Below are 12,298 nucleotides of genomic sequence, written 5' to 3'. Positions count from 1 at the left end.
TGATTAGGGAGTGGTAGACAGATGGATCAACAAGCAGAACTAAAACGTTTACGCGATGAACTTGATTTAGTAAACGCTGATTTACTAGAATTAATTAATAAGCGGGGCGAAATCGCCGTCGAAATCGGTAAAGTAAAACGTGCGCAAGGGCTCGACCGTTACGACCCGGTTCGTGAACGTCAGATGCTTGAATCGATTGCCGAAAATAACCATGGTCCGTTCGAAACAGGACGCCTTCAGCATATGTTCAAAGAGATTTTTAAAGCGTCACTTGAATTACAGGGGGAAGACCGGACACGTAAATTGCTGGTGTCACGTAAACAAAAGCCAACGAATACGATTATCCGTGTTGGAGATGATGTCATCGGTGACGGATCCCAACAACTGATTGCTGGACCTTGTGCCGTTGAAAGTGAGGAACAAGTCTTTGAAGTAGCCGCACAGCTTGCAAAGCATGGTGTTCGCTTCATGCGTGGTGGGGCATACAAACCACGGACATCGCCTTACGATTTCCAAGGGCTCGGTTTAGAAGGATTGAAGATGTTAAAAAAAGCAGCAGATGCGCATAACTTACATGTCATCACTGAAATTATGACGCCGAGTGCCGTTGAATCTGCTTTACCATATGTTGATATCATTCAAGTCGGTGCACGTAACATGCAAAACTTCGATTTGTTAAAAGAAGTCGGGCGTACGAACAAACCCGTTCTTCTAAAACGTGGTCTTTCAGCAACACTCGAAGAGTTCATGTACGCAGCTGAATACATCATGGCGAGCGGGAACGATCAAGTCATCCTATGCGAGCGCGGTATTCGTACTTACGAACGCGCGACACGGAATACACTTGATATTTCTGCTGTTCCCATCCTGAAGCAAGAAACGCATCTTCCTGTCATGGTCGATGTCACACACTCGACAGGACGAAAAGATATTCTTTTACCAACGGCGAAAGCTGCATATGCTGTTGGGGCGGATGCCGTCATGGTCGAAGTTCATCCATTCCCTGCATTGGCACTGTCTGATGCGAATCAACAACTTGATTTTAAAGAATTCGATGCGTTCGTCGAAAACTTAACGTCAACTTTTCCGGCACTAAACGTTCAATGATTTTGTAAAAAGGGTAACCTATAGCGAATGAAAACGTTTTACAATGAAGGAAGAATGGGAAAAGAAAGATATCTTTTCCTGTCTTCCTTTCGTGTTGTCTAAAAATGAAAATGAGAATGAAAACGAAATGATTGTTTAAATAAGGAGGAATTTGCTTTGAACAGTAATATTACGATTTATGATGTAGCACGCGAAGCCGCTGTTTCGATGGCGACTGTCTCCCGGGTAGTTAACGGAAATCCGAACGTCAAGCCATCAACGCGCAAGAAAGTCCAGGATGCAATCGATCAACTCGGGTATCGCCCAAATGCCGTCGCACGTGGACTCGCAAGTAAAAAAACGACGACGGTCGGAGTCATCGTACCGGATATCTCAAATATTTTCTTTGCCGATTTAGCGCGTGGGATTGAAGATGTCGCGACGATGTACAAATACAACATCATTTTATGTAACTCCGATCAAAATCGTGAAAAAGAAATCCATCTCTTGAATACGTTACTCGGAAAACAAGTCGATGGCATCATTTTCATGGGTGGACGCCTTCATGAAGATTTAGTCCGTGAATTCAAAACATCCCCTGTGCCGATCGTATTAGCAGCGACGCTCAATCAGGACTATGACCTTCCTGCCGTCAACATCGATTACGAGAGTGCGGCATATGACGCCGTCAAATCATTGATTGATCATGGACATAAACGGATTGGTTTCATTACCGGTCCACTCGAGCAACAGATTAATGGTGAAAAGAAATTTGCCGGGTACCGACATGCCTTGGAAGAAGCCAATCTTCCATTTAACGAACAAAATGTCGTTTTAGGAAACTACACGTATGATTCAGGCATGAAGGCAATGAACCAACTGCTTGAACTCGGTGAGGAGTGCCCACGTGCAATCTTCGCTGGGACGGATGAAATGGCCCTCGGTGTCATTCATGCCTTACAGGACGCAGGTCACCGTGTTCCTGAAGACTTCGAAGTCATCGGACATGATAATACACGTCTCGCGACAATGATTCGTCCGAAGCTGACGACAGTCGTGCAACCGATGTATGATATCGGAGCAGTTTCGATGCGTCTGTTGACTAAAATCTTGAATCAAGAAGAAATTGAAACAAATGATGTAACATTACCGCACCGGATTGAGCATCGGGATTCTACACGTTCATGATGTTCAAGCAAAAATCGTCCTCTTTCCTAGTCGATTCTAGGAAAAAAGACGATTTTTGTTTTGTTCTAAATTATTTAAGGTGTCACGGTAATAAGTTGATCTTGATGGTGATGCAACTGATCATTCTCGACGTGGAGTCGGACCGTCGTTTGACCAGCATGTGCTAACTTGACTTGGCCGACGTACATGTCGTCTTTCAGCGTCAACGGGATGTAGGTATGTTTTTCGACGCCTTCTTCGATGACTTCGACTTGAACGTCTGCTTTTAAGACTTTTCCATCTTCAAAGATATGAAACGAGACAGGGAGCGTCGCACCAGCCGTGACTTTCGTTGCCCCCATATAGTGGACTGCAAGGTTTTCGCTCGAAGCATGATCATGCTCAGCATCAGTATCAGTATGTGAAGCTTCTTCATGCGAATGATCCATCACAGTGAAAGAAATTTTATCCATATGATGTAGACCTTTTTTATCATTAATATGATAGAGACCTTCATATTCGCCCTCAGCGAGTGTTGCTTCTGCTTGGTACGAGCCGGTTTTTTTCAAAGTAGCTTTAATCTTCTTATGCGCTGCGTCTTTTTCATCGGCTTTCCAAATCTCGAACGTGACATCCTCTAAGTTCACTGCTTTTTTATCTTCGACAGCAGTTGCTTGGAAGATGACCTTGTCATCTTCCATCGTCTTCGCAGGTACGTCTACTTTGACGTCGACGCTCGGCTTCCCACTACCTTGCATCGCGTCATGGTCCATCGCCTTTTCGTCGCTATGGTTACACCCTGCCAAAAAGATGCCGGTTGCCATCAGTGCGGCGCTCATTCCTAACGTTTTTTTCTTCATGTCGGATCCCCCAATTATTCATTTACTATATAAAGTATCGAAACCTTAATTAGTATACCAATAACTTGTGAAATCGGAACGAAGTATATGTGAAAAGAATAAAACATTTTTTAATCGATTGAGTAGGGTGAAACGTCTGATAACTGTTCCTTTTTCACATCATCGACAAACGGCCAAAGGAGTCGCTTGACGGTCTCCCAGTTTTTTTCTTCGATTTCAGGTCGACGGGGAATCGAAGGATACAGTGGCATTTGATCTGCCCACGTGGTCGGAACCGTCGTGCTCTGTTTTGTCCATCGCTCGATCCAGTCTTTCGGGAGGTCGCCACTAAATGGTGCACGATTTGTCAGTGCTGCGAAGACTTGACTCCAGGCGCGGGGAACGACCCGGTACCAATCGTACCCACCTCCGCCTAAGGCGACAATCCGGCCTTTCGTATAACGGTTTGCTGCTTCGACAGCGATTTGCGGAATCTGTTCATAACTTTTCATTGTGAGCGACAAGTGAGTCAATGGATCGAGCGCGTGGGCATCGGCACCATTTTGCGTAATGATCAAGTCAGGTTGGAACAACTCACAGGCTTCGAACAAGGCAGTCCGATAGGCGAGTAAAAACGAAGCGTCCTCCGTAAAGGCATCAAATGGAATGTTCCAACTGAAGCCGTAACCCTCTTCAGATCCGCGTTCTGTCACCATACCTGTCCCCGGGAAGAGGTAACGTCCTGTTTCATGTAGTGACAGCGTCATGGCATCGGAGCGATTATAAAAAGCCCACTGGACACCATCGCCATGGTGCGCATCGGTATCGACATAAAGAATACGACACGCATATTTTTCAATCATCGCCGCCATGGCGACTGCTGTATCGTTGTAGATACAAAATCCTGAAGCACGACCACGAAAACCATGGTGCAGACCACCCGCGATATGAAACGTCCGTTTATACCGTCCGGACAAGACAAGTTCACAAGCCTCAATTGTTCCACCGACGAGTAGTGCGGCACCTTCATGCATGTCAGGGAAGACGGGTGTATCTTCTGTTCCTAGCCCATACATCTGTGCCTTCATTGGTGTCAGTTCACCTTGACCCGCCAGCTTGACGGCTTGAATATAATCGGCATCATGTACGAGTCGTAACTCCTCATCCGTTGCGCGACGTGGTGCGATACAGTCGACGTCCTTGAGTGCCCCCATCGTCTCTAAGAGAGAGACGGTCAAGTCCAGTCGAATTGGGTTGAAGGGATGTATATCGGAAAAACGATAGTTCGTTTCTTCCTCACTGTAAATATAAGCAAACTCTTTCATCGGCTGACGTCGGGACCGAGTACATCGAATCCTTCCTTTCGTAACTTTTCGATGATTCGAATCGGATTCATCGTCTGGACACGAAAAGCGACGATGCGGACATACGGATCAGGTGTAGGATAAACGAGGACATTTAAGATATTGATATTCGTTTTGGCGAGTAAATTCGCAATCTTTGCTAATGTACCCGCTGTATTTTCAACGCGGACTTCGATTTGTGAGCTCGGTTCGAGCGCTCCTGTTAATTGAACGAATGTCCGAAGCAAATCGGTTTCTGTCATTAAACCGACGAGACGCCGTCCCCGAACAATCGGTAAGCAAGATAAGCGATGCTCATAAAATAAAATCGCGGCGTCTTCGATGAAATCAAGTGGGTGTGCCGTGATAGGAGTTTGTTGCATGATACTAGAAACGGAATTTTGTTGATCAACGTGAAGGGTATCTGGATGAAAGACACTACTTGCACTTTGGAGCTCTTTTAGACCGATGAGACCGACAAGTTCATGACGGGCGTTTGTCACGGGAATATGGCGAATCTCATGACGTTGCATCAATTCTGCGGCATGCGCAATAGAATTTGTTGGTTGAATCGTAATACACTTCGTCTTCATGATTTGTTCGATTAACATGCTATTCCTCCTTTAATCGTACATGAAGCGACGGCGGAGCCGTAAAGCATCGAAATGAGCGACGACTTCTGGTGCGACATGTTTCCCGATACGTGCCATTAAACAATTAGCCGGATGCGATGCAATCTCTGGATCATCGGTCGGGAAAAAAACGAGACCCCCGTGGTTCATCATCTTCTCCATGATTTTTCGATAATCCCAAACAGACAGTCCACTGCCTTTTAAATCCCAATGCCAGTAATACTCGGTCGTCAAGATTAAGTAGTTTTCCATGGCCGGATCGAGCATCGGTACTTCGAGAAGCTTTTTACCAATCTGTTGACCGCGAAAACGAGCAGACACTTCAATCGCACCTAACTCTAAAATATATGGATTATTTCCTTCGCTCCATGTCTCATAGGGGTCAGGGTAAAGGAATGTGACATAGCCGATGATTTCTTTATTTTGCCTAGCGATAATGATCCGTCCTTCATCTAAATCCGCGATTTCAAGGAGCGCTTGATGCTGCTCTTTCGGTTGCCTGAAGGCAGTTAAACCGTCATCGAGGAGGTAAGTGGCGAGTTGTTTACTCGCGACAGGTCCTTCGATTTCAACTGGACCGAGCGATGTTTCATGAGTACGATGATTGAATTGTTTTTCAAACATGTAAGCGTCACCACCTTTCTCTTTATTATAGCCGAAGCGAGTTGCGGAAAGAGAGGGATTTTTTAACAAATTAACGGCAATCGATTGAACTACACCATAACTAGCTTATAATGGAGAGGAGTATAGAGAAGGGGAGGAACGAGAGATGAAAGTTTTGAAAGCGCTTCCGGGTAAGCATTGGTTATCCGACTATAATGAATCGGCGTCATACGATTGGCAAGAAGCGGAACAATATTTTTCATGGGCAACGACGGGGAAAGTCAATATGGCCCATGAAGCAATTGACCGTCATGCTGAAGGTGAACGAGCGAACAAAAAAGCTCTGATTTACTTTGATGGAACGACGGAGCAAACTTTTACGTATGCTGACATGAAACGTTTGACGAACAAAGCGGCAAACGTTTTGACGGATGCTGGAATCAAAGCAGGAGACCGAATTTTTATCTTCATGCCCCGTTCGCCAGAACTTTATTTTGCGTTGCTCGGTGCCTTGAAAGTCGGAGCAATCGTCGGTCCGTTGTTTGAAGCCTTCATGGAACAAGCTGTACGCGACCGCTTGCTTGATTCTGAAGCAAAGATGTTGATTACGACGAAAGCATTATTACCACGTGTTCCGCTTGAAGAGTTATCGACACTCGAATCGGTCTTTTTAGTCGATGAAGACATTGAGACGACGGATCGGCTACTGGATTTCCGCGCAGCATTCGAGTCCGCGTCAGATGTGTTCGAACCGGTTTGGCTCGACCGGGAAGACGGTCTCATCTTACATTATACGTCGGGATCGACGGGAAAACCAAAAGGGGTCTTACACGCTCAGAATGCTATGATTCAACACATGATGACCGGACGTTGGGTTCTTGACCTTCAGGAAGATGATATCTATTGGTGTACAGCAGATCCAGGCTGGGTGACGGGAACGAGTTATGGGATTTTTGCACCGTTCTTAAATGGTGCGACGAATGTCATCGTCGGTGGTCGGTTCAATCCGGAGTTTTGGTACAGTGTCATTGAAAAATACAAGGTAACGGTTTGGTATAGTGCACCGACCGCCTTCCGGATGCTGATGGGTGCCGGCGCAGACGTCGCACAAAAGCATGACTTGTCGAGCTTACGGCACGTGTTATCCGTCGGAGAACCGCTCAACCCAGAAGTCGTTCGTTGGGGAAAAGAAGCATTCGACCAACGCATCCATGATACGTGGTGGATGACGGAAACAGGGGCAATGATGATTTGCAACTATAAATCGATGGACATCAAACCAGGGTCGATGGGGAAACCGATTCCTGGGACAAAAGCTGCAATCATCGATGATCAAGGGAATGAGTTACCTCCGTTTAGAATGGGCAATTTAGCTTTAAAAACACCGTGGCCATCCATGATGCGGCAAATCTGGAATAATCCACAAAAGTATGAATCGTACTTCTTCAAAGGATGGTACGTTTCAGGAGATTCTGCATATATGGATGATGAAGGATACTTCTGGTTCCAAGGACGCGTCGATGATGTCATCATGACGGCAGGAGAACGGGTGGGACCGTTCGAAGTTGAAAGTCGTCTTGTCGAGCACCCGGCAGTTGCAGAAGCCGGTGTCATCGGGAAACCGGATCCAGTACGTGGTGAAATCATCAAAGCCTTCATTTCGTTACGAGACGGCTATGAACCGACTGAAGAATTGAAACAAGAAATTCAGGCGTTCGTCAAAGAAGGGCTTGCAGCACATGCGGCGCCACGTGAGATCGACTTCCGAGACAAGCTTCCGAAAACCCGGAGTGGTAAAATCATGCGCCGTGTCTTGAAGGCGTGGGAACTAAATCTTGAAACGGGTGACCTCTCGACGATGGAAGAATGATGTCAGAGTAAGTGATGTATAGGATTGACTGTTCTTGAACTACCAACGATGCTTCGTTGGTAGTTTTTTAATACGAACAAAAAAACGAAGTTCACTGTTACGTGAACTTCGTTTCAGACTGTAGACAAAGGGCTATCGGGAGAGAAAGCGTCTGTTTTCGTTGCTTTCCTCGGGCGAGGCGCAAGCCATTGCTCCTTGGATCCTAGCGGACAACGAGCAGGGTCTTGCCTGCCTCTGAAAGTGCGTTGAAAAACGCACTTTTTCCCGTAGGAGTCAACGAAACATGACACTTTTCAGGTAATACCGTGACAGAAATCCAGGCACGCAGACGGTTTAGAGCGCAATCCGTCTTGAATCGTATTAGAAGCGCGAAAAATCGGTCGCGACCTTGCCGCTTTGAAGACAAGGCGAAACAGGAAAGCGCGGACGGATTGCTTCTCGTTACATCATGTTCACGCTTCATAAGAGTTTGTCTATACGCTAAAACGAAGCTCACTGTTACGTGAACTTCGTTTTTTTGAATGGCTTCATTCAGTTTTTTTGTCGTCTTCTTTTGCTTTCTTTTCAGCATCAGCCTTCGCCTCTGCATCGGCTTTCGCCTTGTCGTCAGCCGCTTTTTTCTTAGCCTCTGCATCGGCTTTCGCCTTGTCGTCAGCCGCTTTTTTCTTAGCCTCCGCATCGGCTTTCGCCTTGTCGTCAGCCGCTTTTTTCGCGTCTGCATCAGCTTTTGCTTTATCTTCAGCAGCTTTCTTTTCAGCGTCAGCTTTTGCCTGCGCTTCAGCGTCGTCTTTCTTCTTCGCGTCAGCTTCTTTCGCTTTTGCCTCAGCCTCTTTTTTCTTTTCTTCAGCGGCTTTTTTCTTCGCTTCCGCTTCTTTTTTCTTTTTGTCTTCTTCTTTGAATGAACCTGAGTTCTTGAAGTCATCTGCGTCTACTGAAGCCGGTTGATTGAAGCGGGCACCTGACTTGAAGTAACTGTTGTTCGCAGCATACGTTGCATTTGCCATCTGTGCCCACAGGTTTTGGGTACGTTGGTAATATGTCGTTGCACCCATCAATGAGTTGTTTTGATCATGCCCCGTCCAAACCGCGAGTGTAACCCCTGGTGTTGAAGCAACGAGGTAAGAGTCCTTAATTTCGTTCGTCGTTCCGGTCTTACCGGCCCAATCACCAGGTACTTTTAATAACGAGTTCGCATAACGAGCTGTCCCGTTATCAAAGACACCACGCATCATATCAAGCGTTAAATAAGCCGTACGTTCTTCGTAGATTTGTTCTTTTTTCGATTTAGCTTTATAGATGCTTTTCCCGTCTTTCGTAATCTTCGAGATGACATACGGTTCGACGTATTCACCGTAGTTCGCGAGCATCGCATAAGCACCAGCAAGCTCAACGGGTGTGATTTCCATCGTTCCAAGAGCAGCAGATGGTGCGTACCGGATGCTGTCCGGAACTTTAATACCCATGTCGACTAGTTTTTGAATCGAGTTCGACATATTCATTTTTTCGTAAATCTTCACGGCTGGAACGTTGAGTGAAAGTTCCAATGCCTCACGGACCGTCACATTACCTCGGTAACGTCCGCCTTCATTGTTGATTGGGTTGTCACCTGGTTGACGTGGAACTGTTTGATAATAATACTTTTCATCATTAACGGTCGAAGCCGGTGTAATCAAACCGTTTTCGATACCGTTCGAATAAACAAGAATTGGTTTGGCAGTTGATCCGATTTGACGTTTTGCCTGGAAGGCACGGTTGAAATCATCCGCCGTTCCATCTGTGTAACGTCCACCGACGAAGCCTAAGATACGACCTGTCTCATTTTGAATCATGACAGCAGCCGTTTCTTCTGGGTCTTTTTTCGAGACCGTCTTTTTCGTTTTCGGATTAACGACTTGCTTGTATTGTGGCGAAGCAGGGAAGTTAGCATTATTTTTTGCCGGTACTTGCATCGCTTCATGGATTTTCTTATCAAGCGTCAGGTGAATCTTATATCCGCCTTGGCGCATGGCGACTAATGCCTGATCGCGGTAGTTCGCTTTGACTTCTGCGAGCTCAGACGGTTTTACTTCATCTTCTTTGACACCATCTTTTTTCATGAAATAGCTCGTCATGATTTTCAAGGCTTCTTTTTCAGCAAGGTCATAGACGTAAGGATACGTATCGCGTGACCGAGTTGATCTTTTAGCGAAATCTTTTGTGATATCATGTTTGATTGCTTTCTCATATTGCTTTTTCGTAATGTTTTTTGCGACATACATCCGTTTTAGGACGGTTTTCATCCGATTCGTGCTTGCTGTCAAATCTTCTTTGACGACGCCACCCTGAAGGTACGGCGTATAGTAGTAGGGGTTTTTAGGAATCCCTGCTAAGAAGGCAGCTTGCGGCAATGTCAGCTTTTTGGCTGATTTATTGAAGACACCACGAGAGGCTGCTTCAATCCCGGCGATGTTCCGTCCAAGTGAGTTCCGTCCGAATGAGACGACATTCAAATAGGCTTGTAGAATTTCATCCTTCGTCATCGCATTTTCGAGGCGAAGTGCTAAGATGATTTCTTTTGCTTTTCGTTCAAATGAGACTTCATTCGTTAGAATTTGGTTTTTGATCAATTGTTGTGTCAACGTACTACCACCCGTCCGAGAAGACGAGTTCGTTAACTCCTGTAAGACTGCCCGGAGTGTTGCTTTCGGTACGACGCCATCATGTTCATAAAAATCGACATCTTCCGTCGAAAGAACAGCGTCTAGCAGGTAAGGTGAAATTTCTTTGATGTTGACCGGTTGACGTTCTTCATCTGTTGAAATGTTCGTCAACTTTTCGCCACTGCCCCAGTAAATTTCACTCGTGATGGCATAGCTATTGACTTGTTGCTTCATTTCCGTTAATTCTGGTGCTTTTGTATCTTTGACGAGCGAAGCAAAATAGCCGCCTGCTGCACCGACAGAAAAACTCCCAATCAGTAGGACAGCAATGATGAGGAATAAAATGATATTCCAAGATACGTCATATGTGATATTCGACCAGTGCCGAACGGCTTTCGTTCGGGGGTGATTCCAAAACTTGGACCAGTTCTCGCGCATAAATGATCTCCTTTACATCTTAAACTTAGGTGTGAAATAACATTAAATCACAGATAGACGTATTATACCATAACTGAAAGAATACGATGACACTTGACAGTCGATTCTGCTTCGACGTATCATGGAAACATCTTATGAAGAATATATAAAACCTTTGCTGTGATTGGAATTAGTAATGGGACGCTCCCTGTATCAGAGACCTAGTGGTGCTGCGAACTAGGACATAGCGTGTTCATGAATTACGTCTCCAGGAGCTTCTTGAGAAATCAGGCGGACCGTCCCGTTATCGACGATCTAAGTGGCGTGTTCTTGCATGCAATTAGGGTGGTACCACGGAATATTCCGTCCCTTCGTTCAGTCGAAGGGGCGGTTTTTTTATACAATTTTTTTAGGGGGAAAACAGATGACGTTACTTGAAGATTTAGAGTTTCGTGGCTTAATCAGCCAAATGACAGATGAGGAAGGAATTAAAGAACTCCTAGCAAGTCCGACAACGCTGTACACAGGATTCGACCCGACAGCAGATTCATTGCATATCGGACACCTGTTACCAATTCTCGTGCTACGTCGCTTCCAAGAAGCGGGGCACCACGTGGTCGGTCTTGTCGGCGGCGCAACCGGGATGATTGGCGATCCGAGTGGGCGTTCGACAGAACGTTCACTCAACACGTCGGATATCGTCGAAGAATTTGCGAACCGCATCAAAGGACAATTGTCACGCTTTTTACCGCTCGATGGTGAAAACCCGGTGACGATTGCGAACAACCTGGATTGGACAAAAGATTTAACGATTATCGATTTCTTACGCGATATCGGAAAACACTTCCCAATCAGCTACATGTTAGCGAAAGACTCTGTTGATTCACGCCTTCAAAACGGAATTTCTTTCACAGAGTTTTCCTACATGTTATTACAATCATTTGATTTCTTGAAGCTATACGAAAACGAAGGATGCCGCCTCCAAGTCGGCGGAAGTGATCAGTGGGGAAACATCACGGCGGGAATGGAACTCATCCGACGCGTTGGTCACGAAGAGAAAGCATTCGGGATTACCGTGCCACTCGTTACGAAATCAGACGGGCAAAAATTCGGGAAAACAGCGGGCGGGGCAGTGTGGCTCGATGCCGAAAAAACGACACCATACGAGTTTTACCAGTTTTGGTTCAACGTTGATGATCTTGATGTCGTCAAATTCTTGAAATACTTTACGTTCTTGACACACGAAGAACTCGAAGGATTGCAAACGGAAGTAGAAACGGCACCTGAAAAACGGATTGCCCAGCGTCGTCTGGCAGAAGAGATGACGAAACTTGTCCATGGCAGCGACGCACTTGAACAAGCAGAACGAATTACGAAAGCACTCTTCAGTGGCGACGTCAAAACATTGCAGGCGGCTGATATCGCGGATGCGTTCAAAGGGATGCCACGTTTTACGCTTGGTGAAGCAACGAACCTTGTCGACGTACTCGTCGAAGCGAAAATCAGTCCGTCCAAGCGTCAAGCACGAGAAGACGTGACGAACGGCGCAATCTACATCAATGGAGACCGTGAACAAGAGTTGACGAAAGAGATCACGAAGCAAGATGCGATTGGTGACTTCACGATCATCCGCCGTGGGAAAAAGAAATACTTCGTACTTGAACATGCGTAAGTGATATAACAAAAAGAACGCTGACGAACA

The 12,298-nt window shown here is 45.9% G+C and carries 9 protein-coding genes and 1 other annotated feature; of the genes, 4 read left to right on the top strand and 5 right to left on the bottom strand.

Annotated features, from left to right (window positions below; all coding sequences use genetic code 11):
- Positions 1-21: 21 nt before the first annotated feature.
- Complete coding sequence (locus tag P403_RS0103960) at positions 22-1,107, top strand: bifunctional 3-deoxy-7-phosphoheptulonate synthase/chorismate mutase (protein WP_029331176.1); 1,086 nt, start codon at positions 22-24, stop codon at positions 1,105-1,107.
- 156 nt (positions 1,108-1,263) lie between these two features.
- The gene (gene ccpA / locus P403_RS0103955) at positions 1,264-2,274 is read left to right on the top strand and encodes a catabolite control protein A (RefSeq protein ID WP_029331175.1); all 1,011 of its coding nucleotides are present in this window, start codon (positions 1,264-1,266) and stop codon (positions 2,272-2,274) included.
- A gap of 74 nt (positions 2,275-2,348) precedes the next feature.
- Here the strand turns inward: ccpA and P403_RS0103950 are convergent, their stop codons facing one another.
- The 4 genes from P403_RS0103950 to P403_RS0103935 form a co-directional block, all read right to left on the bottom strand.
- On the bottom strand, positions 2,349-3,113 hold the full coding sequence (locus P403_RS0103950) for a FixH family protein (protein ID WP_029331174.1): 765 nt from the start codon (positions 3,111-3,113) through the stop codon (positions 2,349-2,351).
- A 110-nt stretch (positions 3,114-3,223) separates the two neighbouring features.
- Positions 3,224-4,417: an acetoin utilization protein AcuC gene (locus P403_RS0103945; RefSeq protein WP_029331173.1), complete on the bottom strand. Its 1,194-nt coding sequence runs from the start codon at positions 4,415-4,417 to the stop codon at positions 3,224-3,226.
- Positions 4,414-5,046: an acetoin utilization AcuB family protein gene (locus P403_RS0103940; protein ID WP_029331172.1), complete on the bottom strand. Its 633-nt coding sequence runs from the start codon at positions 5,044-5,046 to the stop codon at positions 4,414-4,416. The genes P403_RS0103945 and P403_RS0103940 overlap by 4 nt, the downstream gene beginning before the upstream one ends.
- Before the next feature lie 12 nt (positions 5,047-5,058).
- Positions 5,059-5,691 (bottom strand): GNAT family N-acetyltransferase, encoded by a 633-nt coding sequence (locus P403_RS0103935; RefSeq protein WP_029331171.1) that lies wholly within the window; start codon positions 5,689-5,691, stop codon positions 5,059-5,061.
- Positions 5,692-5,836: 145 nt separating this feature from the next.
- Here P403_RS0103935 and acsA point away from each other — a divergent pair, with 145 nt between their 5' ends.
- Positions 5,837-7,540, top strand: coding sequence for an acetate--CoA ligase (gene acsA / locus P403_RS0103930; RefSeq protein ID WP_029331170.1), 1,704 nt, complete (start codon positions 5,837-5,839; stop codon positions 7,538-7,540).
- Between the two features lie 527 nt (positions 7,541-8,067).
- Here acsA and P403_RS0103920 read toward each other — a convergent pair.
- Positions 8,068-10,617, bottom strand: a complete 2,550-nt coding sequence (locus P403_RS0103920; protein ID WP_029331168.1) for a transglycosylase domain-containing protein — start codon at positions 10,615-10,617, stop codon at positions 8,068-8,070.
- A 150-nt stretch (positions 10,618-10,767) separates the two neighbouring features.
- Positions 10,768-10,970: a binding site (T-box leader), on the top strand.
- A 50-nt stretch (positions 10,971-11,020) separates the two neighbouring features.
- On the opposite strand from P403_RS0103920, the gene tyrS reads away from it, so the two are divergent.
- Positions 11,021-12,268 carry a tyrosine--tRNA ligase gene (gene tyrS / locus P403_RS0103915; protein ID WP_029331167.1) on the top strand — a complete coding sequence of 416 codons (1,248 nt, stop codon included), beginning with the start codon at positions 11,021-11,023 and terminating at the stop codon, positions 12,266-12,268.
- Positions 12,269-12,298 lie beyond the last annotated feature (30 nt).

It is taken from the genome of Exiguobacterium oxidotolerans JCM 12280 (assembly GCF_000702625.1).
Classification (GTDB): Bacteria; Bacillota; Bacilli; order Exiguobacteriales; family Exiguobacteriaceae; genus Exiguobacterium_A; species Exiguobacterium_A oxidotolerans.
Note: the sequence above shows the minus strand (reverse complement) of the source record. Positions and strands in the feature narration are given on the sequence as shown.